The organism is Rhodoferax sp. GW821-FHT10B06, assembly GCF_059415605.1.
On record NZ_JBWKNO010000001.1, the window covers coordinates 137,085 to 163,798 of the forward strand.

Sequence of the window (26,714 nt, forward strand, 5' to 3'; positions counted from 1 at the left end):
TCTTAGTGGCGGAAGTGGCGCACGCCGCTGAACACCATGGCCACACCGCGCTCGTTGGCGGCGGCAATGACTTCATCGTCGCGCATCGAACCGCCGGGCTGGATCACGCAGGTCGCGCCTGCGTCCACCACCACGTCCAGCCCGTCACGGAACGGGAAAAAGGCATCGCTGGCCACGGCCGTACCGGCCAGGCTCAGATTCGCGTGGCCGGCCTTGATGCTGGCGATGCGTGCCGAGTCCAGGCGGCTCATCTGGCCGGCACCCACACCCATGGTCATGCCGTCCTTGCAGAAGACGATGGCATTGCTCTTGACGAACTTGGCCACCTTCCAGGCGAACAACAGGTCTTGCAGTTGCTGCTGCGTGGGCTGCACGGTGGTGACGACTTTCAGGTCGGCCAGCGCCAGCTCGTGGTTGTCGGCGGTCTGCATCAGCAGGCCGGAGCCGATGCGCTTGATGTCCATCGCGTTCTGGCCTTTTTCCCAGGCAGTCGCACCGCCGGTGGGCAAAGCGATTTCCAGGATACGGACGTTGACCTTGGACTTGAACACTTCCAGCGCCTCGGCGGTGTAGCCGGGCGCCATCAGCACTTCGACGAACTGCTTCGAAATCTGTAGCGCAGTGTCCTTATCCAATGTGCGGTTGAGGGCAATAATGCCGCCAAAAGCGGAGGTAGGGTCGGTCTGGAAGGCCTTGCTATAGGCTTCCAGGCCGTTCGCGCCCACGGCCACGCCGCAGGGGTTGGCGTGCTTGACGATCACACAGGCCGGCACGTCAAAGCTCTTCACACATTCCCAGGCGGCATCGGCATCAGCGATGTTGTTGTAGCTCAGTTCTTTGCCTTGCAGCTGCTTGGCGGTGACCAGGGAGCCGGGGGCGGGGTGCAGGTCTCGGTAGAAAGCGGCTTGCTGGTGCGGGTTCTCGCCGTAGCGCAGGTCTTGCAGCTTCACGAAGCGGCCGTTGGTTTGCGCGGGGAACTGGGCGTGGCTGCCGTCTTCCTGGATGCTGGACAGGTAGTCGCTGATGGCGCCGTCGTACTGGCTGATGCGGTTGAACGCGGCCACCGACAGGGCGAACTTGGTCTTCTGGCTGACGGAGCCGGTGGCCTTCAGCTCGGCCACCACGCCGTCGTACTGGCTGGCGTCGGTCAGCACGGCCACGTCTTTCCAGTTCTTGGCGGCGCTGCGCACCATGGCCGGGCCGCCGATGTCGATGTTCTCGATGGCGTCTTCCAGCGTGCAGCCGGGCTTGGCCACGGTGGCTTCAAACGGGTACAGGTTAACGACCAGCAGGTCGATGGTGGCGATGTCGTGCGTCTTCAGAGCCGCCATGTGCTCGGGAAAGTCGCGGCGTGCCAGCAGGCCGCCGTGCACCTTGGGGTGCAGGGTCTTGACGCGGCCGTCCAGCATCTCGGGGAAACCGGTATGGTCAGCCACCTCGGTCACGGGCAGGTCGTTGTCGGCCAGCAGCTTGGCGGTACCGCCGGTGGACAGCAGGCCATAACCCAGGGCGTGGAGGGAGCGGGCCAGTTCCAGGACACCGGTTTTATCAGAGACGGAGAGTAGTGCGTTCATGGGGTTCTACAGGTCAGGGAGTCAAAATAAAAAGGGGGACGCAGGCGCGAACTTATTCCACCAGGCGGTGTTCCAGCAGCTTCTTGCGCAGGGTGTTGCGGTTCAGGCCCAGCCATGCGGCCGCACGGGACTGGTTGTTGTCGGCCTGGGCCATGACCACTTCGAGCAGGGGTTTTTCCACCACCCGGACCATCATGTCGTACATGCCTGCGGGCTCGATACCGTCCAGGTCCTTGAAGTAGCCGGCCAAACTGGCTCTTACACATTCATCGATACTTTTTTGGCTCACTCGGTGCTCTCCAGATGCGGTCTTGTTTCTTGGGTGCTGGGGTCGGCGGCTTCGGGCATGCGGTCCATGGTGGCGGCAAGCCCGGAAAAGAATGCGTCCACCGCGGCCAGCTGCAGCTGCGGCTCTTCCAGCAGGTTCATGCGGGCGCGGAAGGCCTCGCCCCCCGGCAGGTTTTTGACATACCAGCCGATGTGCTTGCGCGCGGTGCGTACGCCGCTGAAGTCGCCGTATAGGCTGTAGTGGTCTTCCAGATGCTCCAGCAGCAGGCGCTGGACTTCGGCCACCAGCGGCGGTGCCAGGTGCGTGCCGGTTTCCAGGAAATACGCCACCTCGCGGAAGATCCAGGGGCGGCCCTGGGCGGCACGACCGATCATGGCTGCGTCGGCACCGGTATAGGCCAGCACGTCGCGCACTTTCTCCGGGGTGGTCAGGTCGCCATTGGCCACCACCGGCACGCGCACCGCAGCTTTGACGGCGGCAATGGTGTCGTATTCGGCATGGCCCTTGTAACCTTGCTCGCGGGTACGGCCGTGCACGGTCAGCATCTGCACGCCCGCCTGCTCGAACTGGCGCGCCAAGGCCACGGCGTTCTTGTTGTCCTGGCTCCAGCCGGTGCGCATCTTTAGGGTGACGGGCACGCCGTACGGCGTGCAGGCGGCCACCACGGCCTCGACGATGGCCAGGGCCAGGGGTTCGTCCTGCATCAAAGCCGAGCCAGCCCATTTGTTGCACACCTTCTTGGCCGGGCAGCCCATGTTGATATCGATGATCTGGGCGCCGTTGGCTACGTTATAGGCCGCCGCCTCGGCCATCATGGCTGCATCGGTGCCGGCGATCTGCACGGCAATCGGCGCCACTTCACCATCGTGGTTGGCGCGGCGCGAGGTCTTCAGCGTGTTCCACAAGTCGCGCCGCGAGGTCACCATTTCGCTGACCGCGTAACCCGCGCCTAGCGCTTTACACAGGCGACGAAACGGCCTGTCGGTCACGCCAGCCATGGGCGCAACAAACAAGCGGTTCGCCAAAGCGTACGGGCCAATGTGCATGGGAATAGGTCAACGCGCCGGTGAGGCGCCAAGGAAAAATCGGGGGGATCGCTATTCTAGCTGCTCAAAATTTCAGCAATCAAAATGCGTCACCTTGGCGACAGCGGCCAGCCAAGTAACATGCCGCGATGTTTAAGAAGCGTCTTGCACTCCAGGCCCTGCTGCTCTCTCTGACCGGGATAGGGGCCGCCGGCACCTGGGCGCAAACCATCCCAGCCGAAGACAACAACGCCGATGCAGCGCCCCCCAACCCGGAGAGTGCGCCCGCCAACGACTTCTGGTCCGGCGACCTGGGCCAGGGCGCGGCCCAGCGTGGCGTGGCCAGCTGGTATGGGCGGCGATTCCATGGTCGGCGCACCGCCTCGGGCGAGATTTTCAAGTCCAATGAACTGACCGCTGCGCACCGTACCCTGCCCCTGTTCAGCTACGCCCGGGTGACGCTGGTGCGCACAGGAAAAAGCGTGGTGGTGCGCATCAATGACAGAGGGCCGCACATTCTGACCCACCGCGTCATCGACCTGAGCCAAGCCGCCGCCGCGGAAATCGGCCTGCTGGCCTTGGGCACGGCCGAGGTGCTGGTGGAGCGGGTGCTGCAGCGTTCACCCGAGGACGGCCCGGGCACCGGTCTGCGCCTGCCAGGTTAAACGGCGGCCATGCGCTCGGCCATGAAGTCCACAAAACAGCGAATGCGCGAAGCCAGCGCGGTATTGCGGTAGTACACCGCGTGGATGGGCTGGCGCACCTCCAAGGTGTCGCGCGGCAGCACCTGCACCAAGTCCCCCCGGGCCCGGTCCTGCGCTGTCATGAAGTCCGACAGGCAGACGATGCCGGCACCGGCCAGCGCCAGGAAGCGCAGCGTTTCGCCGCTGGATGCCTTGACCACAGGCTGCACGGCAAAACCATCGCCGTCGGCGTGGCGTAGCGGCCAGAGGTTCAGGCTCTCGGGCTGGGTGAAGCCCAGCAGGCTGTGCCGGCGCAGATCGTCCACGGTTTTCGGTCGACCCTGGGCTTTCAGGTAAGCCGGGCTGGCCAGCACGCGCAACGGGTACTGCGCCAAGGGCCGGGCATGCAGGCTGGAGTCGCGCAGCGTGCCGATGCGAATGGCCACGTCGGTACGCTGCTCCAGCAGGTCGATGATGTTGTCGCTGCTGTGCAATTCCAGTGTGATGTCCGGGTACTGCGCCCGGAAATCCTTCACCAGGGGCACGATGCCATGCAGCACGAAGGGCGCGGCGGCATTCACCCGCAGCAGGCCAAACGGCTTGCGCTGGCGCGACAGCATTTGCTCCTCGGCCGCGTCCACCGCCGCCAGGATCTCGCGGGCATGCGCCAGAAATACCTGGCCCTCTTCCGTCAACTCAAGCTTGCGCGTGGTGCGGCGCAGCAAGGTGGTGCCCAGCTTCCGCTCCAAACGGCCCAGCGCCCGGCTGATGCCGGACGTGGTCTGCGCCAGCTGCGCTGCCGCGGCGGTGATGGTGTGGCTGTCCACCACGGTGGTGAAGGCCAGCAGTTCGTCCAGACTTGTCTTCATTGTTGACTTTCTATCAAGAATATTGTGCTGGATACCGGCTTTTTCTCCAAGAATAAAAACCAGACACTGCAGGCCTTGTGACTCATTTGGAGTGGATTTAATGCCTCTTGCCCTGCTTGCGCTGACCCTTAGCGCCTTTGCCATCGGAACGACCGAGTTCGTCATCGTGGGACTGATCCCCACGGTGGCCGCCGACCTGGGCGTCAACCTGCCATCCGCCGGCCTGCTGGTCAGCCTGTATGCGCTGGGGGTCGCCGTGGGCGCCCCGGTGCTCACTGCGCTAACCGGCAAGCTGCCGCGCAAAACCCTGGTACTGGCGCTGATGCTGCTGTTCACCCTGGGCAATTTGCTGGCCTGGCAGGCACCGGGTTACACCAGCCTGGTCGTCGCACGCCTGGTCACCGGCCTGGCGCATGGGGTGTTTTTCTCTATCGCCTCCACCATTGCCACCAACCTGGTGCCCAAAGAGAAAGCCGCGAGCGCCATCGCCACCATGTTCAGCGGCCTCACCGTAGCCCTGGTGACGGGCGTGCCGCTGGGCACCTTCATCGGCCAGCACTTTGGCTGGCGGGCCACCTTTCTGGCCGTAGCCACGCTCGGCGTAGTGGCATTTATCGGCAGCCTGGTCTTCCTACCGGCCAAGCTGCAGCGCAGCCAACCTGCGTCCTTGCTACAACAGTTGGCCGTGCTGCGCCAGCCGCGCCTTCTGCTGGTCTACGCCATGACGGCCGTGGGCTATGGCGGTTCGTTCATTGCCTTCACCTATCTGGCGCCCATGCTGCAACAGGTATCGGGCTTTGAAGCCAACGCGGTCGGCCTGGTGATGCTGGCCTATGGCGTGTCGGTGGCAATAGGCAATATCTGGGGCGGCAAGCTGGCCGACCAGCGGGGCCCGGTGGGCGCATTGAAACTGATTTTTGCGCTGCTGGCGGCAGTGCTGCTGGTGCTGAGCTGGACGGCCCCGCACAAAAGCCTGATGGTGCTGACCGTGCTGGCCTGGGGTGCCGTGGCTTTTGGCAATGTGGCTGGCTTGCAGGTCTATGTGGTGCAACAGGCCGAACGCTTTGCGCCCCGGGCCGTAGACGTGGCCTCCGGCCTGAACATCGCCGCCTTTAACCTCGGCATTGCCGGCGGCGCGTGGGGTGGCGGCCGCATCGTGGACAGCATCGGCCTGATGCACACGCCCTGGATAGGCGCCCTGGTTGTACTGCTGGCCTGGGGCCTGACGGCCTGGAGCGGCCGACTGGACCAGCACAACCCCGCGCCTGCCGGCCCTCGCCGGGCCGCCATCGCCGGTGGTCATTGATTTCCCACTGCACCCCCTTTTTGAAAGAAAAACCATGTCTACACACACTATCCCTCCGATCGGCATGGGCACCTTCCGCCTGCAAGGCGACACCGCCACCGCCTCGGTGCGCACTGCGCTGGAACTGGGCTACCGCCATATCGATACCGCCCAGATCTATGGCAACGAGGCCGCCGTAGGCCAGGTGATTGCGGACAGCGGCGTGCCGCGCCACGAGCTGTTCGTCACCACCAAGATCTGGACGGACCACCTGGCAGGCTCCAAGCTCATCCCCAGCCTGCAAGAAAGCTTGACCAAGTTGCGCCTGGACTATGTGGACCTGACGCTGATCCACTGGCCCTCGCCCGGCGGCACGGTGCCGGTAGCGGAGTCGCTACAGGCCTTGCAGCAAGCCCAGACCCAGGGCCTGACGCGCCAGATCGGCGTGTCCAACTTCAACATCGCACTGCTGCAGCAGGCCATCGCTGCGGTGGGTGCAGCGGCGATTGCCACCAACCAGGTGGAAGTTCACCCCTATTTGCAGAACCGCAAGCTGGTGGACTTCACACAAGGCCAAGGGATAAGCGTGACCTCGTACATGACACTGGCCTATGGCAAGGTGCTGACCGACCCGGTCGTCCTGTCCATCGCGCAGCGCCTGAACGCCACACCCGCGCAGGTGGTGCTGGCCTGGGCACTGCAGCGCGGGCTGGGAGTCATTCCTTCGTCCACACAACGGAATAATCTGCAGAGCAACCTGGCCGCTGCGGCGCTGCGCCTGGGCGACGACGATATGGCCGCCATCGCCCGCCTCGATCGCGATGAACGCCTGGCCAACCCGGACGGGCTGGCACCACTATGGGACTAATGGCCTGCCCATGAAAAAAGCCCGCAGCTGCGGGCTTTTTCGTTCCATCCTTCAAGGAATTAGTGGAACTGCTCTTCTTCGGTAGAGCCGGTCAGCGCCGTCACACTGGACTTGCCGCCCTGGATCACTGTCGTCACCTCGTCGAAGTAACCCGTGCCCACTTCCTGCTGGTGCGACACAAAGGTGTAGCCGCGGTCGCGGGCAGCGAACTCGGGCTCTTGCACCTTTTCCACATAGGCCGACATGCCGCGCTTCACATAGTCTTGCGCCAGGTCGAACATGTTGAACCACATCGAATGGATGCCGGCCAGCGTGATGAACTGGTACTTGTAGCCCATGGCGCCGAGTTCGCGCTGGAACTTGGCGATGGTCGCGTCGTCCAGGTTCTTCTTCCAGTTGAAGGACGGCGAGCAGTTGTAGGCCAGCATCTTGCCGGGGTGCACCTTGTGCACGGCGTCGGCAAACTTCTTGGCGAAGGCCAGGTCGGGCGTGCCGGTTTCGCACCACACCAGATCGGCGTAGTGGGCGTAGGCAATCGCGCGGCTGATAGCCTGGTCAATTCCCTTGTTGGTCTTGTAGAAGCCTTCGGAGGTACGTTCGCCGGTGATGAAGGGCTTGTCGTTCTCGTCGTAATCGCTGGTCAGCAGGTCGGCGGCTTCGGCATCGGTGCGGGCAATCACCAGGGTCGGCACCCCGCAGACGTCGGCGGCCATGCGGGCGGCGATCAGCTTTTGCACGGCTTCGGCGGTGGGCACCAGCACCTTGCCGCCCATGTGGCCGCATTTTTTGACCGAAGCCAGCTGGTCTTCCCAGTGCACGCCGGCCGCGCCGGAGTTGATCATGGCCTTCATCAGTTCGAAGGCGTTCAGCACGCCGCCAAAACCGGCTTCGGCATCGGCCACGATGGGCGCGAAGTTATCGATATAGCCGGCGTCGCCCGCATCAATGCCCTTGGAGTGCTGGATTTCATCCGCACGGCGGAAGGTGTTGTTGATGCGCTCCACCACCTTTGGCACCGAATCCACGGGGTACAGCGACTGGTCGGGGTACATGGCGGCGTAGCCGTTGTTGTCGGCTGCCACTTGCCAGCCGGACAGGTAGATGGCCTTCACGCCAGCCTTCACCTGTTGCATGGCCTGGCCACCGGTCAGCGCGCCCAGGCAGTTCACATAGGCTTCGGTGTGCAGCAAGTCCCAGAGCTTTTCGGCGCCACGGCGGGCCAGGGTGTGCTCGATGGGGAAGGAGCCGCGCAGGCGCACGACTTCGGCCGCGGTGTAGCCACGTTTGATGCCCTTCCAACGGGGATTGGTGTCCCAGTCTTTTTGCAGAGCGGCGGCTTGTTGTTCACGGCTGAGTTGTTCGGTGATGGATTGCGGCATAAAGACTCCAGAGGTTGATTGAAACAGGGTCTGCACCAGCGGCGGGTTCTGCGGTGCCGGTGGAAAAATTCTAAGTCTTCTACAAGACTTTTGATACTCTTATGTCTTATATAAGAGTAAATATTTACACTATAAAAATCAATGGCTTACGAGCATTTTTTGCAATGCAAAACAAAAAACCGCTGACCGAAAATAAATGCTGCACTGCAGCAGCACGTCGTTTCGCGCAGCGGTGGGCGAGTATCACATCGTGAAATACTTATCCCGTCTGCGCAGGGCGCCCTGCATCGCAACCCTATACTGGCTCCATGCAAGCCTGGATAGAACACCTGCTTACCCTGTTGGCACTGCCGCAATTCGGCCTGAGCACCCTGTTTGTGGTGTCCTTCATTTCCGCCACGCTACTGCCCCTGGGCTCCGAGCCGGCAGTGATCGGACTGGTTTCCCTCAACCCCGGCCTGTTCTGGCCTGCGGTTTTCACCGCTACGCTGGGCAACACCTTGGGCGGTGCCGTGGATTGGTGGATGGGCTATGGCGCCCATAAAGTGGCAGACAAATACCAGCATTCGGCCTACCACGTTCGCGTGCTGGGTTGGCTGGAACGTTTGGGCCCCAAGGCCTGCCTGCTGGCCTGGCTGCCACTGGTGGGTGACCCGCTGTGTGCGGTGGCCGGCTGGCTCAAACTGCCGTTCTGGCCTTGCCTGGGCTATATGGCAGTGGGCAAGTTTTTACGCTATCTGGTGATGACAGGATCGGTAGTGTGGGCGTTTCCCCACCTAAGCTGGTAGCGCTCAGAATCGCTCGTGTGCCGCCAGGTAGCGCCATTGGCCAGCAGCCAGCGCTGTCATGGCCACACGGCCCACACGCATACGCTTGACGCTGCGTATTTGCAGCCCGGCACTTTCACACAGGTAGTCAACCTGCCCCGGGCGCTCGCCCTTGAGCGCGAAACGCAACCGGGTTTCGGTCTCGGTATTGCTGCTGACGCTGACCTTGGCGGGGGTCAACAGTCGCTCGTGGTACTGCACCGGCTCGGACATCGTACGCAACATGCCGGGCGTGACGGCACCGGCCACTTCAACAATCAACTCGTGCTCGATCAGGTCCGCATCTTCCTCCAGCTTGCGCAAGACACGGCCATCCTGGGTGTAGACCACCAGACCGCTGGCCCGGCTGTCCATAGGAGAGGCCAGGCGCAATTGGGCAAAGTGTTTTTTAAGCACGCGGATACCGGAGCGATCATCGGGTGCATGGCTCTCGCGGGTTAACAGAGTCAGCGCGGCCTGTGCCTTGGGGCCAGGGCCGGCATCCAGACCGGCAGTGAAGCCCACCGGCTTGTGCAAGATCAGCGTGACACTCGGAGGCGCCAGCAGGCTGGCATCCGGGTCCACCTCGATCTTCTGGTCGGCCACGCGGAACATCGGCTCTTCCACCAGCTGCCCGTCCACGCGCACCCAGCCGCCCTCGATGTACTGCTCCGCCTCGCGGCGAGAGCAGCCAAGCTGCTCGGCAAGGCGTTTGGCGAGACGAACCGGTTCGGTCATAGACACTATCGTTTTTATAGCTGCTTGCGCAGGGTTTATCTGCGCAAGCAGGCTAAAAGGCTTATGGAATTACGATGAGAACAAGAAGTTCATCACGTCGCCATCCTTGACGACGTAGTCCTTGCCTTCGGCGCGCATCTTGCCCGCATCCTTGGCGCCCTGCTCACCCTTATTAGCGATGAAGTCGTCGAACGCAATCGTCTGGGCGCGGATGTAACCCTTCTCGAAATCGGTGTGGATCACGCCAGCCGCCTGCGGGCCGGTGTCGCCCACGTGGATGGTCCAGGCGCGCACTTCCTTCACACCAGCGGTGAAATAAGTTTGCAGGCCCAGCAAGGTATAGGCCGAGCGGATCAGACGGTTCAAGCCGGGCTCGCTCTGGCCCAGTTCTTCCAGGAACATCTGGCGGTCTTCGTCGCTCATCTCGGACATTTCGGCTTCCAGCTTGGCACAGATGGCCACCACGGGCGCGTTCTGTGCCGCAGCGAAGGCCTTCAGGCGGTCCAGCAGCGGGTTGTTCTCGAAACCGTCTTCCGACACATTGGCCACAAACATCGCCGGCTTGGCGGTGATCAGGAAGAACTGCTTCAGCAAAGGCATTTCGTCCTTGCTGAAGTCCAGCGTCCGCACGGGCTTGGCCTCGTTCAACGCTGCCTGGCACTTCTCCAGAATCGCCACCAGCTTGGCGGACTCCTTGTCGCCGGACCGCGCCAGCTTGCTTACACGGTGCAGCGCCTTTTCAACCGCGCTCAGGTCGGCCAGGCAGAGTTCGGTCTGGATCACTTCGATGTCGGCGATCGGGTCGACCTTGCCGGCCACGTGGATCACGTTGTCGTCTTCAAAGCAGCGCACCACATTGATGGTGGCGTCGGTTTCGCGGATGTGCGCCAGGAACTTGTTGCCCAGACCTTCACCGGTGCTGGCCCCGGCCACCAGGCCGGCGATGTCCACAAACTCGACAATCGCTGGCACGATGCGTTCGGGCGTGATGATGTCGGCCAGCTGCTGCAGACGCGGATCAGGCACCTCCACCACGCCCACATTGGGCTCGATGGTACAGAAGGGATAGTTTTCCGCGGCGATGCCCGCCTTGGTCAACGCGTTGAACAGGGTCGATTTACCGACGTTGGGCAGGCCCACAATGCCGCACTTCAAACTCATGAAATATCCTTAGGAATCAAGCACTTCAAGGCCCATGCGGAGCATCTCGAAGTGCCAGGCCCACATCAAGACGAAGGGGCCGAAAGAGGGTTGGCGACGCAACCAAAACCACGCCAATCGGCAAAATTTTGTGCTGGTTTTGTCACGCGGGAAGCCGCCAATTGTAATGACCAGCTAAATGGCCAGTGCGGGCTGCCGCCCAAGGGCTCAGCCGGTCCAATCCTTATGAGCCTCCGCTTCTATGGCAAAAGCAGATCACTCAAACTTGTAGTCAGCGGTGGCGCTCTGCCCCACGCGCAGCGCCATGTCCACGCCGTCCACCACGATGGCGTTCATGCCGAAGGCCACGGCACCGCCAACCACCTCGTTGCGGCGGTAGGTTTGCAGCATGTCGCCCACCACAGGGGTACTGGTGGCGGTGGCTGGGTCGATGTTCGGGATCGGGCAGCGCGGGCAGGGCTTGACCATGCGCAAACGGGCCAGGCCCTGGAAGGTGCTGATGTGCAGCTCGTCCAGGCTATCTTCGTCATGGGCCTCCACGCCGGCCAGCACGATGTTCGGGCGAAAGCGCTGCATGCCCACCGCAGCTTCGCCGGCGGCCAGCAGGCGCTGGTTCAGGCCATCCAGCGCGGCCTCGCTGATGACCAGCACCGCGAAGCCGTCGCAAAACTGGTTCAGCGCCTCGGTGCCACCGGTCCATTTCAGGCTGGACAAGCGACGATGCTCGGGATCAAAGCGCACCAGCCGTAGCTTGCGCGGCACAGCCACGCGCTGGCCTGTGGCATCGGTGTTCAAAAAGTCGCTGAACCACTGGGCGGCCACATCGCCCATATCGAAGGCGGCCACGCTGTCGCTCCACACCGTCACCTGCGTTGGCTGCTCTACTTTATCTAGCGCAATGTGCAGAGCCAGCATGCCGGGGGCGCGCAAAACCATCTCTAAGTTTTTCAGCTCAGGCTGAATCAGCGCCATGCGCGGCAGCTCGCGCTGGGTCACAAAAATGCCTTGCTCGTCCACTACCATCCAAGCGCGGTCGAATTCCAGGCCGGTTTCGGTCAGCGTGGCCTCGGACAACTCCACGCCAGCGCAGGATTTGACCGGGTACACAAACAGGCGGGCGATGGTGGCTTGCACATCCATGGGGCAATTCCTTGGGCAAATCCAGGCATTGTGCCCGCCTCCTACAATCCCGGCACTGGACTTGTTGCCCGCCGGGCGACCCGTCCGTACCGACTTATCAGATATGGCCCAATCCTTCGACATATGTATCCGCGGCGCCGGCATCGTTGGCCGCACTTTGGCGCTGCTGCTGGCGCGCGACCGCCTGCGCGTGGCCCTGGTGGCCGAACCGGTCGCCCCCACTGCCAGCCAGGACGTGCGGGCCTACGCGCTGAACACGGCCTCGCGCGAGCTGCTGGAATCCCTGCGCAGCTGGCCCGAGCCGCAGCACGCCACCGCCGTGCAGAACATGCAGGTCTGGGGCGACAAGGGTGGCGAAGTGCACTTCAGCGCCGAGCAGCAAGGCGTACCCGCCCTGGCCTGGATCGTGGACGTGCCGGCCCTGGAGGCCCGCCTGTTTGACGCCGTGCGCTACCAGCCCATGATCGAAGTCGTCAGCAGCCCGGTCGAGGCCAAGCTGACCGTGGTCTGCGAAGGCAAAGCCAGCGCTACCCGGGCCGAACTGGGCGTGGCATTCGACAGCATGGCCTACCACCAGCACGCCATCGCCACCCGCCTGGTATGTGAGAAACCGCACGACGGCACCGCCCGCCAATGGTTTACGCAGGGTGAAATACTGGCTTTTTTGCCGATGCAGGGCGATGGAGGGAACTCTGTGGCCGTGGTGTGGTCTGTGCAAGAGGAACGCGCAGCCGAACTGCTGGCTTTGCCGCCCGAGGCGTTTGCCCAGGCACTGGAAGCCACCAGCCACGGCACGCTGGGATCACTCGCGCTGGATGGCCCGCGCAACGCGTGGCCGCTGCACAAGGCGCAAGCGGCACGCTGGGTAGGGCAGAAGGAGCAGCGCGCATGGGTGTTGGCAGGTGACGCGGCGCACACGGTGCACCCCTTGGCTGGCCAGGGCTTGAACCTGGGCCTGGGAGATGTGGCCGAACTGGCGCGCATTCTGCACGGCCGCGACTACTGGCGTAGCGTGGACGACAGCAAGCTGCTGCGCCAATACGAGCGCGCACGCAAGACAGCGTTGCTGACGGTAGGTGGTGCGACGGACGGGCTGCAACAGCTGTTTGCACGCGACGATGCGACATGGCAGGGCCTGCGCAACTGGGGGATGAAGGGCTTTGAACGCAGCGGCTGGGTGAAGAGCTGGGTCGCGCGGCAGGCCATGGGTTTAGAAGGCTAGAGCGCCTCGCTCTGTTCATTTTTTACGGTTTAGGTAGATATCCATGAGATTTTTGACACTCGCAGTCGCCACGGCAGCCACACTCGCTTGCCTGGGCGCACAGGCCCAGGAGGCCGCCATCCGTAAAAATCTGGCCGAGCGCATTCCGCAGATGCCCAAGATCGACGAGGTCATCAAAAGCCCCATGCCCGGCCTGTACGAGCTGCGCGTAGGCGGCAGCGAGATCATGTACACCGATGCCGACGGCAACTTCCTGATCCAGGGCAATTTGATCGACACCAAGCTGCGCCGCAACCTGACCGAAGAGCGCATTGAAAAGCTCAGCGCGGTGAACTTTGACGACCTGCCCAGCAAGGACGCTTTCACCATCGTGCGCGGCAACGGCAAGCGCAAGATCGCCGTGTTTGAAGACCCGAACTGCGGTTACTGCAAACGCTTCGAGAAAGACCTGCAGAAGGTGGATAACGTCACCATCTCGCTCTACCTGTTCCCCATATTGAGCCCCGACTCCACCGACAAGGCCCGCAACATCTGGTGCGCCAAGGACAAGGGCAAAGCTTGGACCGACTGGATGGTGCGCAGCCAGCTGCCGCCCGCTGCGCCGGCCAATTGCGACGCCCCAGGCTTGGCGCGCAATGTGGAGTTCGGCAAAAAGTACCACATCACCGGCACGCCCACCCTGTTGTTTGCCGACGGCTCGCGCATCCCAGGCGCCATCCCGTCCGAGCAGGTCGAAGCCCAGCTGGCCAAAATCAAGAACTAAACCAGGAACTCAACAACCCGCCGCCACCAGCGGCGTGGTGTTTTACACACAGTGGGCCATTCGCTGGCGCGCAGGGCTGCCAAAGCCCGGAAAATCGCGCCCATGCAAAAAAACTCCACTGAAATTCTGGTCCATCGCGTCGCCTACGTTGGCATGGCGGTCTATGTGCTGCTGGCGCTGCTGATCTGGCTGGTGCCAGACAACCTGCACCCGTTTATTGCCATCTCCCTGGTCGGCCTGGCCGCCACCCATGCCACATTTTTGGGTGGCATCCACGGAGGCATCGGCCTGCACATGGACTCCCCCACGCCGCGCAAGAACATTGCACTGGCCACTATTCCCGCATTTTTGAGCTGGATCGCCATCATCATGCCCGCCTATGCCGGCCTGCCGCTGCTTGGCCTACTACTGGCCGTGTGGTGCGTGGTAGACCATAAAACCTGGCCCGAAGCCGGCCTGGCCGCTTGGCTGCCGCTGCGCCTGCACACCACCATCGCAGCCGTGCTGAGCTGCTTGATGGGCGCTGCGGGGACTTGAACCCGGGTCGGCCTGCGGCTGGGGTATTCTTAGCCCCATGCCTATGCCCCAACCCGCATCCCGCGCACTCAGCGCCGTCTCTTACCGCGTGGAGGTGGCCGACCTCCACGCCCACCTGTTCCGCGTCACGCTGACCATCGCCCAGCCCGCCGCCACGCAGCGGGTGTCGTTGCCGGTCTGGATTCCGGGCAGCTACCTGGTGCGGGAGTTTTCCAAAAACCTGCAACTGCTGCAGGCCCGCCAGGGTAAACGCGCCGTGCCACTGCTGCAACTGGACAAGAACACCTGGGAAGCCACCGCCACGCCCGCCAAGCCCTTGGTGCTGAGCTGCGAGGTCTATGCCAACGACGCCTCCGTGCGCACTGCCTGGCTGGACGCCACGCGCGGCTTCTTCAACGGCACCAGCCTGTTCCTGCGCGTACACGGCCAGGAAGACGCTCCCCACAGCCTGGAACTGGCCACCAGTCCGGCCACCACATCCTGGAGCGTAGCCACCGGCTTGCAGGCCGTGGCGGTGGACACAGCCGGCTTTGGCCACTACCGTGCGGCCAGCTATGACGAGCTGGTGGACTGCCCGGTGGAAATGGGCCAGTTCTGGAGCGGCGAATTCAAGGCCGGTGGCGTACCCCACCGCTTTGTGGTGGCCGGTGCACCGCCCGCCTTCGACGGTGCCCGCCTGCTGGCCGACACCAAGGCCATCTGCGAAACCGAGATCCGCTTCTGGCACGCCAACAAACAGGCCGGCAAGCCGCCGTACGCCAACTACCTGTTCATGCTGAATGCAGTGGACGACGGCTACGGCGGGCTGGAGCACCGCAACTCCACGGTGCTGATCTGCAATCGCCGCGATCTGCCGCGCCTGGGCGATGCGGATGCCAAAAAGCCAGCCAAGGCCACCACACCCACCAAACGCAGCGAGGGCTACACCACCCTGCTGGGCCTGATCAGCCACGAATACTTTCATACCTGGAATGTCAAACGCCTGCGCCCGGTCGAATTCGCACGTTACCAATACGACGCCGAGCAATACACCCGGCTGCTGTGGTTCTTTGAGGGCTTCACCAGCTACTACGACGACCTGCTGCTGCGCCGCGCCGGCCTGCTGGACAACACGGCCTACCTCAAGCTGCTGAACAAGACCATCAATCAGGTGCAGCAAACCCCGGGCCGACTGGTGCAGTCGGTGGCCGATGCCAGCATGGACGCCTGGGTCAAGTACTACCGGCAGGATGAAAACACGCCCAACGCCACCGTCAGCTACTACACCAAGGGCGCGCTGGTCGCCCTGTGCTTCGACCTGACCTTGCGCGGCGAGGGCCAGACCACGTTGGACGACGTGATGCGCGCCCTGTGGCTGCGCTGCCAGGGCGGGCCCATGGCGGAAGCCGACTTCGCTGCCGTGCTGGCCAAGCTGGGCGGCCGCTCTTTTCATGCCGAAATCCAGGCCTGGGTGCATGGCACCGGCGAGCTGCCACTGAAAGACCTGCTGGCCGGCCACGGCGTCACCGTGCATGAAGACCCGGCCCAGCTGGCCCAGCGCCTGGGCCTGCGCGTGGCCGAAAGCCAGGGCCTGCAAGTCAAGGTGGTGCTGCGCGGTGGCGCGGCCGAGCTGGCCGGCGTCGCCGCCGGCGACGAATGGCTGGGGGTGGAAGTGGCGCAGGGCAAACAGACCAGCGGCTGGCGCATGTCCAAGCTGGACGACCTGCTGCTGTATGCCGGCCAGCAACGCCAGGTCACCGCCCTGGTCGCCCGCGACAAGCGGCTGCTGCGCCTGACTCTGAACCTGCCATCCGTGGCCAGCACCAGCACTTGGCGTCTCGCCGCCGAGAACCCGCGCGCGGTTAGTGCCTGGCTGGAACCGGCCAAAAGCTGATGTTGAAGAATTTATAAGAAATATGCCTCTGGCGCAGGTAATACCTGCGCAAGCAGCTATTTTTTGGATAGCAAACATTTCTCTACCCACCAGGAGCATGGCATGGACTACCAACTGATCACCGTACGCACCGAGGCCGACAAGGTCGGCATCATCACACTGAACCGCCCCAAGCAGCTGAACGCCTTGAATGACCAGTTGATGGACGAACTGGGCCACGCGCTGAAGCTGTTTGACGCCGACGCAGCCATCGGCTGCATGGTCATCACCGGCAGCGAGAAAGCCTTTGCCGCTGGCGCCGACATCACCGCCATGGCCGGTTACAGCTATGCCGATGCCTTCAAGGCCGACTTCATCACCCGTAACTGGGAAACCCTGCGGACCGTGCGCAAGCCGGTGATTGCCGCGGTGAGCGGCTTTGCCCTGGGCGGCGGCTGCGAGCTGGCGATGATGTGCGACTTCATCATCGCAGCCGACAACGCCAAGTTCGGCCAGCCCGAGATCAAGCTGGGCATCATCCCCGGCGCGGGTGGCACGCAGCGCCTGCCGCGCGCCGTGGGCAAGTCCAAGGCCATGGACATGGCGCTGACCGGCCGCATGATGGACGCCGCCGAGGCCGAGCGCGCCGGCCTGGTCAGCCGCGTCGTGCCGATAGACCAGCTGATGCTTGAGGCCCTGGGCGCCGCGCTGATGATCTGCGAGTACGGCCAGCTGGCGGTCATGGCCGCCAAGGAGTCGGTGAACCGCGCGTTCGAAAGCAGCCTGAACGACGGCATGTTGTTCGAGCGCCGCCTGTTCCACAGCCTGTTTGCCACCGCCGACCAGAAGGAAGGCATGGACGCGTTCGTCAACAAACGCAAGGCCGTGTTTACGCACAAATAAGCCCTGACAGCAGGCTGCAGCGTGAATGTCCAACCCGGAAGAACCTGGGTACTTGTCTAAAATGTAGGGTCAATCTCAAAACAAGCGAAAAAAGTGGGCTATACTCTTGGGCTGTTGGTGATATAGCTCAGTTGGTTAGAGCGCAGCATTCATAATGCTGATGTCGGTGGTTCAAATCCACCTATCACCACCAAAAATATTAAAACCCGCAGAGCAATCGTTCTGCGGGTTTTTTCGTTCCAGCAGGCTACCCACAAGCATTCGGCGGCCACGACACCAAGGAACTTCATGAAATCACATTTCTTCCGAACCGCGCTGGTGCTGGGCCTGCTGTCGGCCATTGGCCCGTTTGCCATCGACATGTACCTGCCCGCCCTGCCCTCCATTGGCCAGACACTGGGCGCCAGCATGACCGCCGTGCAGGCCAGCCTGATGGCCTTCTTTGTGGCGCTGGGCATTGGGCAAATTCTGTACGGCCCAGCGTCGGACATGCTGGGGCGCAAGGCTCCGCTGTATTTCGGCCTCAGCCTGTTCGCCGTGGGCAGCGTGGGCTGCGCGCTGGCGCCCGATATCCACACCCTGGTCGTACTGCGCTTTGTGCAAGGCCTGGGCGCGTGTGCCGGCATGGTGGTACCCAATGCTGTGGTGCGCGACCTGCACACCGGACCCGATGCAGCGCGGCTGATGTCCTTGCTGATGCTGGTCTTCAGCGTGTCGCCCATCCTGGCACCGCTGGCGGGTAGCTTCCTGATCGAATGGGCCGGCTGGCGCAGCGTGTTCTGGGCCGTGACTGTGGCCGCCGGCCTGGGCCTGGTGCTGCTGGCCACCAGCCTGCCTGAAACCCGCTCGAGCGACCAGCGCGCAGGCAGCAATGTGCGCAGCGCCGTGGCCGCCTACGGCCTGCTGCTGCGCGACCGCCACTACCTGGGGTTGGTGGGCATAGGCGCTTTCGGCATCTCCAGCTTTTTTGCCTATTTGGCGAACTCCTCTTTTGTGCTGATCGACCACTACGGTCTGACACCGCGCCAGTACAGCCTGGCCTTCTCGCTGAACGCGGCGGCCTTTATCGGTGCCGCCCAGTTCACCGGCAAGCTGGGCGCGCGCTACGGCCTGGCGCCGCTGGTGAAGACCGCCGGCGCGGGTTATGCGGCCACCATGGTCCTGTTGTTGCTGCTCAACTTGGCAGGCATGGACCGGCTGGATGTGTTCATCGGCATGCTGTTCATTGGCTACGGATTTTTAGGGCTGATGATGCCGCTGACCGGCGTGCTGGCGCTGGAGAAGCACGGCAATATCGCCGGCACCGCATCGGCACTGATGGGCACGCTGCAGTTCGCGGCAGGCGCCTTGGTGATGGCCTTGGTCGGCCTGTATGTAGATGGCAGCGCACGGCCCATGGTGGTGGGCATTGCCGGCTCGGCCATGGTCGCCTTTGGGCTGGCCTACACCACGCTGCGCGGCACGCACCGCAGCGCGGCCGTTACATCAAACCAGTAGCTGCGGGGCGCTGCGCCCATATTTCAGCGTCTGTTCCTGGCCGTTGAAACAGCCCCGGGCTTCGTTCCGGCCTTGCAGCACAAAGCGTGCGTTCGGCTGGCCCAGCGTAGCGGCAGCTTGCTGGCTGTTCAGGCCAATTTGACCAGGGTGCAGGCGGTTGATGATCACCCCCAGCTGGGTATCGGCAAAGTCTTTCATCATCCAGGCGTCGCCATCACTGTCGCCAAACACCAGGGCTGGCCCATAGCCCTTGGTGGCCACCCAGTGCTTTTGTATGCCCAGTGTCTTGCCCGGGCCCCAGTTGAAATGCCAATCTTTGCGGTACACCGGTGTGTACTTGCCGTCCAGCATCTCCAACTTCAGGCCCAGCACATTTTCCGGTGGCACCTCGTAGCCCAGGCCGGGGTGGCCCGCATACGCACGCACCACGTCGTCCAGCGAAGCAGTGGACACGAACACATCGAAACCATGGGTGCGCAAATCACGCATCAGCTCGGCCATCTCGCCATGCACGCGCATGCCGTAGAAGTGCACGGGAGCAAGTTGCCCGGCCCGACCCGGCAGCTCTGCACTGCTGGTGATGGCCGCCTGTTGCAGCGGCAACGCCAAATTGTGGGCCACCGCATCCAACACCATGGACTGCAGCTCGGCTGTGCTGAAGTTGCTATAAAAATAGATGATCCACTTGTAGCCCACCTCCATGGGGTAGCTGTCGCACAGCGCCCCGTACATGAAGTAGAACTTGGCGCAGAAGTTCTGGTACTGCGGGGTCTCCACCAACTCAGCCAGCGGCGTTGTGCCGCCCAGGGTCGCGCAGCGGGCGTACAGCCAGCTGTAAGCCTCATCAATATCGGCCGTCAGGTCTTGCATGTCCACCGGCTGACCTTGCACATTGCTGCAATCCGCATGGAACAGGCCCTCGGGCACACCCAGGCGCAGCACGTGGGCAAACTCGGCGGGCGTCAGCTTGAAGCGCAGCTGCTCGGCCTGGTACAGCAGCAAAGCCTCTTCCGCATCGTTCATGATGCAGGTGTTATCCCAGTCGAATACGGCATACGGCTTCTTGTCCGGGTTATAGCCGGCAGCACCTTGCCCCAGGGTGCTCAGCACCCGGTCCAGGGCGCGCCGATTCGCGGGCGACCAGCCGGTCATGGCATTGTCCGCAACCATGCTCAGGCCGCCTCTTCGAGTACCAACAGGTTGTCGAAGGAAAAGCCCAGGTGCACAGGCGCGCCACGCTCCGGCAGGGCATGGCTAGGGTTGTTGAATACATCCAAAGAAATCACCACGGTATCGACGCGCGCGCGTATGCGCACCACGGCGCCCAGGAAGTGCACATCCTCCACCGTCGCGGCCAGCGAATTGCGACCGGACACGGGTGCTTCCAGCGAAATGGCCTCGGGCCGTATCGCCAGTGCACGGGTTTGACCTGCCACAGCGCCGGGCATGGGGTTGGCGGTGGTCAACGTCTGGCCACACACCTGCAACTGGCCAGAAGCCGCATCCGTAACCACGCCGGACAACAGGTTCAGCGTGCCCACGAAAGACGCCACAAACCGCGTACGCGGAAAGTTGTAAACCTCGGACGAAGTACCGATCTGCTCCACTCGGCCTTCATTCAACACCACGATGCGGTCGGAGATGGACAAGGCCTCTTCCTGGTCGTGTGTGACGAAAATGGAGGTAATGCCCAGCTCACGCTGCACCGCACGGATTTCTTCGCGCAGCGAGACGCGGATCTTCGCGTCCAGCGCCGACAGGGGTTCGTCCAGCAGCAGGACCTGGGGCTTGCCGGCCAGGGCCCGCGCCAGCGCCACGCGCTGCTGCTGGCCGCCCGACATCTGCCAGGGATAACGCCCCCCCAGGTGCCCTAGGCCGATCAGCTTGAGCATCTCTTCCACGCGTGCATGGATTTGCTCCACCGGCATCTTGGCGACCTTGAGGCCAAAGCCTATGTTCTCGGCCACGGTCATGTTCGGGAACAGTGCATACGACTGGAACACCATGCCGATCTTGCGTTGGCTAGTGGGCACATGGGTCACATCACGCCCATCGAACTTGATGGTTCCGCCCGATGGACCCTCAAAACCGGCAAGCATGCGCAGAATAGTGGTCTTGCCGCAACCGGACGGGCCCAGGAAGGTAATGAACTCGCCGCGCGCGATGTCCATCGTGAAGTCATGCACCGCGGTCTGGTTGCCGAAGGTTTTTTTCAGGTGGGATATTTCGAGGAAAGCCATCGCGTGTGGTGGGTAGACAGTGGGTGGACGTGGAAATACGGGTTCAGGGTTTGGTCGCGTTCTTGGCATTGCGCCCAAACACCTGGATCAGGCCCATCGAGGCCCAGGTCAACATAAAGGCCATGACCGCCAGCGCGGAGGGTTCGTAGGCCTTGTTGGCGCCCACCAGTTGCAGATAGGGGCCAAAGGCCGGGCGGCTCAACAGGCTGGCCATGGTGAACTCGCCGATCACCACCGCGAAGGTCAGAAAGGCACCCGACAAAATCGCCGATCGCACATTGGGAAAGATCACCTTGAACAAAATGGTGAAGGTGTTGGCGCCCAACACCTCGGCAGCCTCCGTCAGCGTGCGCACATCGATGGCACGCAAGCCGGTATCGATGGATCGGTACATATACGGCAGCGACAAAGTCACGTAGCTACAGACCAGCAAGAAGTCTGTGGCCCGCTCGTTGCCAGTCAAAGGAATCCAGGAGCTGCTGTTGAAAATCCGCAGGTAACCAAACACGATCACGATGGCCGGAATCACCAGCGGCAGCAAGGTGATGAACTCCACCAGCGGCCGCAGCTTGGGCAGGCGCAGCTGCACCCAGTAGGCCGTGGGCACCACCAGCAACACACCCACGATGATGGTGATAACCGCCATCATGATGGAGTAGCCAAACGTGGCCTGGAACAGTGGGTCGGTAAACACGACGCGATAGGCTTCAAAGCTGTACTCACCGCGCAGCATGCGCAGGCTGAATTCAAACGTGGCCAGCAGCGGAATCAGGAAATAGCTGGCGCCAACGCCGATGGCGATCCAGGCACCTAATCGCGATGTGGATTGGGATGCGGGTTTCATGTGCGCCCCTTTTCGGACTTGCTACGCAGCCAGATGTAGCCTGCATTGGACAGGCCAGTAATCACCACCATGCCCAGGGCCAGGGCATAGCCCAGATTGGGGTTGTGCAGCACATCACCACGGATCTGCGCGTACAACAGGATGGGCACAATGTTCAGCGAACTGCCGGTCAGCGCATAGGCGGTCGCCACCGCACCAAATGCGTTCGCAAACAGCAGCAGCATCGCGCCCATGATGCTGGGCCACAAGACCGGCAAGGCGATGTAGCGCCAGTAATGGAAGGACGAGCCGCCCAGGCAGTCGCAGGCTTCGCGCCATTCGCGCTTCAACCCCTCCAGCGCGGGCGACACGATCAGCACCATCAGGGGAATCTGGAAGTACAGATAGGTCAGAGTCAGCCCGGTAAAGCTGAGGATGCTGAAACCGGTGGAATACAGGTCAAAACCCAGGTACTTGCGCATCAGCGTGGTCACCAGGCCCACGCGCCCAAGCGTCGCCAAAAACGCGAAAGCCAGAGGCACACCCGCAAAGTTGGAGGCCACGCCGGAAAACGTCATCAGCGTAGGCCGTATCCAGGCGGGCAACTGGCCCTGCACCGCAGCCCAGGCCAGCAAGAAGCCAATCACACCGCCACCGATGGCCGATGCGGCACTGATACGAAAGCTGATCCAGTAGGCGTTGATGACGTTGTCGTCAAACAGGCCGCGCAAATTGTTCAGCGTGAAGTGGCCGGCCGGGTCCTGGAATGCCCCGACCATCAAATAGCTGGTCGGAAGCACCAGGAACACGGTGGCAAAGACCAGGAAGGGTGCAACACCCAGCCAGTTCCAGCTGAGTCTACCCCCCGGTTTGGGCAGCGCAGCAGAGGGCGCCATACTTGAAGAATTAGTCACGATGAGCCACTTAAAGCAGCGCCCCCAGGCAAGCGAGAAAGCCAAAAAGAAGCTGGCATGACCGACACCGGTCAGGCCAGCACTGTCCAAATGCTTTGGATTACTTCACAGCGGCACCGACGAGGGTGTCCCACTGTTTGGTAATGGTTTCTTTGGCAACGCCTTGCTGTTCCAGCGTGGGGAAAACCGCCTTGGCATACCCGGCAGCTGGTGGCAACTTATCCAAACTGGCCTTAGGCAACTTTTTCTTGGCCATCAGATCGGCAAACCGGATGGGGTGGCAGTAGCCGTCCAGCCAAGCCGCCTGGCCTTCGTCGGAATACAGATACTCCATCCACAGCTTGGCTGCGTTCGGATGCGGTGCATACGCGCTAATGGCTTGTGCGTAAACGCCCGCCACAACACCAGACTTTGGCACCACCACCTGGACATTGGGATTGCCCTTCAAAGAATCACGGTCGGCCAGAGCGTTGTAATCCCAGCGGATGATGATGGGCGTAGTACCTTGTGCCAGTGATGCAGCTTTACCAATCACGGGAACAAAATTACCAGCCTTGTTCAGATCGCGGAAAAATGTCAGGCCCGCAACAGCCGCCTTGGCAGGATCGTTGGGTTCCTTGGAGATACCTGCGGCGTAGATGCCCTGGATGGCCTGGTTTGCAGCGCGCGGGTCACCCGCAAGAGCCACAGCGTTTTTGTATTCAGGCTTCAGCAGGTCGCTCCAGTCGGTGGGCACCTTGCTGATCAGGTCGGTGTTCACCTCGAAGGCCAGCACACCGTAGTAATCGCCATACCAGAAGCCATCGGCATCCTTGGAGTCGTTCGGAATAGACGCCCAATTGGCGACCTTGTAGGGTTGCAGCAGGCCAGCGGCCTTGGCTTGTGGGCCAAAGGACAAGCCCACATCGATGGTGTCGGGTGCTTGAGGACCCTTGTTGTCCTTGTTGGCCTTGATGGCCTCCAGTTCATCGCCAGAACCCGCGTCAGGGTTGAGTTCGTTGACCTTAATGCCGTACTTGGCCTTGAAGGCATCAATCATCTTGCCGTAGCCACACCAGGATCGCGCCAGCGCGATCACGGTCAACTCGCCCTCTGCCTTGGCAGCTGCGACGAGCTGGGCCGATTGGGCCGAGGCATTCTGGGCGCTACCCAGTGCCACGGCAGCGGCAGCCGACACAGCGAGGAGCTTGAACATTTGACGAGGCATATCACTTCCTTTTCGTTATCTAGCAGAGAGACAGTTGACAGTGAAAGATCAGGGTTCTTGCAAGCCCGCGCACCACGGCAACGGCGACTGCAAACACCCAGCCCAGGCTGGAGGCAAAGAGTCTGAAGAATTACTAAACAATTACAACAAAACCCTCGATTACATACTAGCGCCCCCCCTTTGCTTGCGCAATCCTAGTGACGGTTTATGACCATTCCGCGACTATTCCATGACATTGAGCAATATCCGAGCCATCTTTACGCAGCGCACCACGCACATGGTGGCGGCCGAGGCCGCGCGGTAAAATCGCGGCCACCCAGCCTCTGGATGTACACCACGAACCGCTGCATGCCTACACCATCACGCTCCCTATCCGCTATATTTTTAATAGCCATCAGCGCAGTCATCTTCTGCGCTAGCGCCATTTTTTCTTTAAATGCTGCGGCGCAGACCCGCGACTTCCCGGCCAGCGCATTGCGCGGATCGCTGCAAGTCACATTGCCACCCCAGGTAGAAATGGACGGCAAAGCCGACCAGCTCTCACCCGGCGCGCGCATCCATGGCACCAACAATCTGTTGGTGCTATCCGGCAGCCTGGTCGGACAAACCATGTGGGTGAACTACACCCGGGACACCAGCGGCTTGCTATCCGAGATATGGATACTGACCGAGGCCGAAGCGGCCCTGGAACGCAACGGCGCCAAACCCAAACGCTTCTTCTTTTTCTGATACCTGGCGCCGCCAGCCCAGGCGGCGGCACGATTCCAAGCATTGCAATGGCATGCGGCCTTGAGCTAACACCGCGCGCCCAGAAAGTACCCCATGAGTAAAAAAGTCTTTATCAAAACCTTTGGCTGCCAGATGAACGAGTACGACTCGGACAAGATGGTGGACGTGCTGCATGCCGCGCAAGGCTACGAGACCACGCAAAACGTGGACGAAGCCGACCTGATCCTGTTCAACACCTGCTCGGTGCGCGAGAAGGCGCAGGAGAAGGTTTTCAGCGACCTGGGCCGCATCAAGCACCTGAAAAAGAAAGGCGTACAGATCGGCGTAGGCGGCTGTGTGGCCAGCCAGGAAGGCGCAGCCATCATTGCCCGCGCGCCCTATGTGGACGTGGTGTTTGGCCCGCAGACCCTGCACCGCCTGCCCGAGATGCTGAACCAGCGCGCGCTGCAAAGCCGGCCGCAGGTGGACATCAGCTTCCCGGAAATAGAGAAGTTCGACCACTTGCCACCGGCGCGCGTAGAAGGCGCATCCGCCTTTGTCAGCATCATGGAGGGCTGCTCCAAATACTGCAGCTACTGCGTGGTACCGTACACACGCGGTGAAGAGGTTTCACGCCCCTTCGACGACGTGCTGGTCGAAGTCGCCGGCCTGGCCGACCAGGGTGTGAAGGAAGTGACGCTGCTGGGCCAGAACGTCAACGCCTACCGGGGCAGCATGGGCGACACGGCCGAGATCGCCGACTTCGCGCTGCTGCTGGAATACGTGTCCGAGATTCCCGGCATCGAGCGCATCCGCTACACCACCAGCCACCCGAATGAATTCACCCAGCGGCTGATCGACGCCTACGACAAGCTGCCCAAGCTGGTCAGCCATTTGCACCTGCCGGTGCAGCACGGGTCCGACCGCATCCTGATGGCCATGAAGCGCGGCTACACCGCCATGGAATACAAGAGCACGGTGCGCAAGCTGCGCGCCATCCGCCCGGACATGGCCATGAGCAGCGATTTCATCGTCGGTTTCCCCGGCGAGACCGAGGAAGACTTCCAAAAGATGATGAAGCTGGTGCACGACGTGGGCTACGACAACAGCTTCAGCTTCATCTTCAGCCCCCGCCCGGGCACGCCGGCGGCCAATCTGGCAGACGACACGCCGCACGAGGTCAAACTGGCGCGCCTGCAGCATCTGCAAACTGTGCTGAACGACAGCGTGCGTTCCATCGCTGCCCAGCGGGTGGGTACCGTTCAGCGGATCTTGGTGGAAGGGCCTTCACGCCGCCCCGGCGCCCATGGTCTGGAGCTGATGGGCCGTACGGAATGCAATCGGGCCGTCAACTTCCAGGGCCCTGAACGCTTGATCGGCCAGATGGTGGATGTCACCATCACCGAGGCCATGTCCTTCTCGCTGCGCGGCGAAGTCCGGTTGCTGGAAACCGCGAGCTAAGTTTCTAGTTCGGCGCGGGCCAGGTCCGCGGTGAGCCGCTCAGAAGCGTCAAGCGGCTCTACAGCCGAGGCCTGCTCGTACAAACGCGTGGCCTCGGGTATGGCCGCCTCGCCGTTCAGCATCACCAAGGCATTCGCATATTCGACCAGGGCAATCGCCGAGTTCGGGTGCATGCGCAGCGCCTCACGCAGCAGGCGCAGGCTTTCCTCTTTGCTGACGCCGTAGGTCATGCTGCCAATCAAGGGGCCGACCTTATCAATCACTTCCGCATGAAAGGCCCCCAGTGCCACATGGGCCGCCACGTGGTGCGGTTGCAAGCGGATCGTGCGCTCCAAAGAATCTTTGACCTTGCTGCCCAAACCCAGGGCCAGCGCCTTGGCCACGTTGATGCACTGGCTGTAACGCCCCAGCGCATAGGCATGCCAGTACCAGGCATTGGCGTTACTCGGCTCGGATTCGACCTGGGCTTGTGCTCGTTTGGCCACGTCCATGAACAGGTCCAACCGCGCCTTCTCGCGCGGCTCCAGATAGGTTGCATACATGCTGCAGGCCTTGTTGGCCACGTTCAGACCCGCATTCCCCAGCGCCAGGCCGGCTTCGGTGGCTTGCTGGAATTCACCGTTATGGAACAGCGCCCAGGCCTCCAGCAAACGGGTATCGCCTGGCGGTGGCTCCACATCCAGCTGGTGCAGGCGCTGCCAGCTCTTGGCCAGGCTGGCCGTATCAAAAGCAAAAGCGCCCGGATAAGGAAAAGTCGTCCACTGGGTCAT

At 62.2% G+C, this 26,714-nt stretch carries 26 protein-coding genes and 1 tRNA gene; 13 read left to right on the forward strand and 14 right to left on the reverse strand.

Translation table 11 applies throughout. From position 1 onward, the window contains the following. Positions 1-2: 2 nt before the first annotated feature. The 3 genes from purH to dusB are packed head-to-tail and all read right to left on the reverse strand — an operon-like array spanning position 3 to position 2,909. A complete protein-coding gene (gene purH, locus AC07O2_RS00635; protein ID WP_495073808.1) occupies positions 3-1,574 on the reverse strand; it encodes a bifunctional phosphoribosylaminoimidazolecarboxamide formyltransferase/IMP cyclohydrolase in 1,572 nt (523 codons plus the stop codon). A 52-nt stretch (positions 1,575-1,626) separates the two neighbouring features. Next, the gene (locus tag AC07O2_RS00640) at positions 1,627-1,863 is read right to left on the reverse strand and encodes a Fis family transcriptional regulator (RefSeq protein WP_490590869.1); all 237 of its coding nucleotides are present in this window, start codon (positions 1,861-1,863) and stop codon (positions 1,627-1,629) included. Further along, positions 1,860-2,909 carry a tRNA dihydrouridine synthase DusB gene (gene dusB / locus AC07O2_RS00645; RefSeq protein WP_495073809.1) on the reverse strand — a complete coding sequence of 350 codons (1,050 nt, stop codon included), beginning with the start codon at positions 2,907-2,909 and terminating at the stop codon, positions 1,860-1,862. Before dusB ends, AC07O2_RS00640 begins: the two co-directional genes overlap by 4 nt. A gap of 128 nt (positions 2,910-3,037) precedes the next feature. Here dusB and AC07O2_RS00650 point away from each other — a divergent pair, with 128 nt between their 5' ends. Further along, the gene (locus AC07O2_RS00650; protein ID WP_495073810.1) at positions 3,038-3,553 is read left to right on the forward strand and encodes a septal ring lytic transglycosylase RlpA family protein; all 516 of its coding nucleotides are present in this window, start codon (positions 3,038-3,040) and stop codon (positions 3,551-3,553) included. Here the strand turns inward: AC07O2_RS00650 and AC07O2_RS00655 are convergent. After that, positions 3,550-4,440, reverse strand: coding sequence for a LysR substrate-binding domain-containing protein (locus tag AC07O2_RS00655; RefSeq protein WP_495073811.1), 891 nt, complete (start codon positions 4,438-4,440; stop codon positions 3,550-3,552). The two genes, AC07O2_RS00650 and AC07O2_RS00655, sit on opposite strands and share 4 nt — an antisense overlap. 100 nt (positions 4,441-4,540) lie before the next feature. Here AC07O2_RS00655 and AC07O2_RS00660 point away from each other — a divergent pair, with 100 nt between their 5' ends. Together AC07O2_RS00660 and dkgB are read left to right on the forward strand one after the other, a co-directional pair. Then, the gene (locus tag AC07O2_RS00660; protein WP_495073812.1) at positions 4,541-5,746 is read left to right on the forward strand and encodes an MFS transporter; all 1,206 of its coding nucleotides are present in this window, start codon (positions 4,541-4,543) and stop codon (positions 5,744-5,746) included. Between the two features lie 34 nt (positions 5,747-5,780). Then, on the forward strand, positions 5,781-6,593 hold the full coding sequence (gene dkgB, locus AC07O2_RS00665) for a 2,5-didehydrogluconate reductase DkgB (protein WP_495073813.1): 813 nt from the start codon (positions 5,781-5,783) through the stop codon (positions 6,591-6,593). Between the two features lie 59 nt (positions 6,594-6,652). Here dkgB and aceA read toward each other — a convergent pair whose 3' ends face one another. After that, positions 6,653-7,972: an isocitrate lyase gene (gene aceA, locus AC07O2_RS00670; protein WP_495073814.1), complete on the reverse strand. Its 1,320-nt coding sequence runs from the start codon at positions 7,970-7,972 to the stop codon at positions 6,653-6,655. A 308-nt stretch (positions 7,973-8,280) separates the two neighbouring features. On the opposite strand from aceA, the gene AC07O2_RS00675 reads away from it, so the two are divergent. Then, positions 8,281-8,760: a YqaA family protein gene (locus AC07O2_RS00675; RefSeq protein ID WP_495073815.1), complete on the forward strand. Its 480-nt coding sequence runs from the start codon at positions 8,281-8,283 to the stop codon at positions 8,758-8,760. 3 nt (positions 8,761-8,763) lie between these two features. Here AC07O2_RS00675 and AC07O2_RS00680 read toward each other — a convergent pair whose 3' ends face one another. The 3 genes from AC07O2_RS00680 to AC07O2_RS00690 all read right to left on the reverse strand — a co-directional run bounded on the left by AC07O2_RS00680 (position 8,764) and on the right by AC07O2_RS00690 (position 11,817). Beyond that, complete coding sequence (locus AC07O2_RS00680) at positions 8,764-9,516, reverse strand: RNA pseudouridine synthase (RefSeq protein WP_495073816.1); 753 nt, start codon at positions 9,514-9,516, stop codon at positions 8,764-8,766. Positions 9,517-9,585: 69 nt separating this feature from the next. Continuing rightward, positions 9,586-10,677, reverse strand: coding sequence for a redox-regulated ATPase YchF (gene ychF, locus AC07O2_RS00685; protein WP_495073817.1), 1,092 nt, complete (start codon positions 10,675-10,677; stop codon positions 9,586-9,588). A 255-nt stretch (positions 10,678-10,932) separates the two neighbouring features. After that, the gene (locus AC07O2_RS00690) at positions 10,933-11,817 is read right to left on the reverse strand and encodes an MOSC domain-containing protein (protein ID WP_495073818.1); all 885 of its coding nucleotides are present in this window, start codon (positions 11,815-11,817) and stop codon (positions 10,933-10,935) included. A gap of 103 nt (positions 11,818-11,920) precedes the next feature. On the opposite strand from AC07O2_RS00690, the gene AC07O2_RS00695 reads away from it, so the two are divergent. The 7 genes from AC07O2_RS00695 (at position 11,921) to AC07O2_RS00725 (ending at position 18,591) form a co-directional block, all read left to right on the forward strand. After that, entirely contained in the window at positions 11,921-13,039 is a 1,119-nt protein-coding gene (locus AC07O2_RS00695; protein WP_495073819.1) for an FAD-dependent monooxygenase, read from the forward strand. Between the two features lie 43 nt (positions 13,040-13,082). Continuing rightward, complete coding sequence (locus AC07O2_RS00700; protein WP_495073820.1) at positions 13,083-13,802, forward strand: DsbC family protein; 720 nt, start codon at positions 13,083-13,085, stop codon at positions 13,800-13,802. Positions 13,803-13,904: 102 nt separating this feature from the next. Next, a complete protein-coding gene (locus AC07O2_RS00705; RefSeq protein ID WP_495073821.1) occupies positions 13,905-14,339 on the forward strand; it encodes a DUF3429 family protein in 435 nt (144 codons plus the stop codon). Positions 14,340-14,382: 43 nt separating this feature from the next. Continuing rightward, positions 14,383-16,212: a M61 family metallopeptidase gene (locus tag AC07O2_RS00710; protein WP_495073822.1), complete on the forward strand. Its 1,830-nt coding sequence runs from the start codon at positions 14,383-14,385 to the stop codon at positions 16,210-16,212. Between the two features lie 102 nt (positions 16,213-16,314). Next, positions 16,315-17,094: an enoyl-CoA hydratase gene (locus AC07O2_RS00715; protein ID WP_495073823.1), complete on the forward strand. Its 780-nt coding sequence runs from the start codon at positions 16,315-16,317 to the stop codon at positions 17,092-17,094. 116 nt (positions 17,095-17,210) lie between these two features. Next, positions 17,211-17,287: transfer RNA gene (locus AC07O2_RS00720), tRNA-Met, on the forward strand. A gap of 95 nt (positions 17,288-17,382) precedes the next feature. After that, positions 17,383-18,591 (forward strand): multidrug effflux MFS transporter, encoded by a 1,209-nt coding sequence (locus AC07O2_RS00725; RefSeq protein WP_495073824.1) that lies wholly within the window; start codon positions 17,383-17,385, stop codon positions 18,589-18,591. On the opposite strand, the gene AC07O2_RS00730 is transcribed toward AC07O2_RS00725, so the two are convergent. The 5 genes from AC07O2_RS00730 to AC07O2_RS00750 form a co-directional block, all read right to left on the reverse strand. Next, positions 18,580-19,761: an HAD family hydrolase gene (locus tag AC07O2_RS00730; RefSeq protein ID WP_495073825.1), complete on the reverse strand. Its 1,182-nt coding sequence runs from the start codon at positions 19,759-19,761 to the stop codon at positions 18,580-18,582. The two genes, AC07O2_RS00725 and AC07O2_RS00730, sit on opposite strands and share 12 nt — an antisense overlap. Before the next feature lie 2 nt (positions 19,762-19,763). After that, positions 19,764-20,831: an ABC transporter ATP-binding protein gene (locus AC07O2_RS00735; RefSeq protein ID WP_495073826.1), complete on the reverse strand. Its 1,068-nt coding sequence runs from the start codon at positions 20,829-20,831 to the stop codon at positions 19,764-19,766. A gap of 43 nt (positions 20,832-20,874) precedes the next feature. Further along, positions 20,875-21,675, reverse strand: coding sequence for an ABC transporter permease (locus AC07O2_RS00740; protein ID WP_495073827.1), 801 nt, complete (start codon positions 21,673-21,675; stop codon positions 20,875-20,877). Next, positions 21,672-22,550, reverse strand: a complete 879-nt coding sequence (locus tag AC07O2_RS00745) for an ABC transporter permease (protein WP_495074215.1) — start codon at positions 22,548-22,550, stop codon at positions 21,672-21,674. Before AC07O2_RS00745 ends, AC07O2_RS00740 begins: the two co-directional genes overlap by 4 nt. A 118-nt stretch (positions 22,551-22,668) precedes the next feature. Beyond that, the gene (locus tag AC07O2_RS00750; RefSeq protein WP_495074216.1) at positions 22,669-23,763 is read right to left on the reverse strand and encodes an ABC transporter substrate-binding protein; all 1,095 of its coding nucleotides are present in this window, start codon (positions 23,761-23,763) and stop codon (positions 22,669-22,671) included. 360 nt (positions 23,764-24,123) lie between these two features. Here AC07O2_RS00750 and AC07O2_RS00755 point away from each other — a divergent pair, with 360 nt between their 5' ends. Together AC07O2_RS00755 and miaB are read left to right on the forward strand one after the other, a co-directional pair. Next, entirely contained in the window at positions 24,124-24,504 is a 381-nt protein-coding gene (locus AC07O2_RS00755) for a hypothetical protein (protein ID WP_495073828.1), read from the forward strand. A 93-nt stretch (positions 24,505-24,597) separates the two neighbouring features. Continuing rightward, positions 24,598-25,944, forward strand: coding sequence for a tRNA (N6-isopentenyl adenosine(37)-C2)-methylthiotransferase MiaB (gene miaB / locus AC07O2_RS00760; RefSeq protein ID WP_495073829.1), 1,347 nt, complete (start codon positions 24,598-24,600; stop codon positions 25,942-25,944). On the opposite strand, the gene AC07O2_RS00765 is transcribed toward miaB, so the two are convergent. Continuing rightward, on the reverse strand, positions 25,941-26,714 hold the full coding sequence (locus tag AC07O2_RS00765; RefSeq protein ID WP_495073830.1) for a hypothetical protein: 774 nt from the start codon (positions 26,712-26,714) through the stop codon (positions 25,941-25,943). The two genes, miaB and AC07O2_RS00765, sit on opposite strands and share 4 nt — an antisense overlap.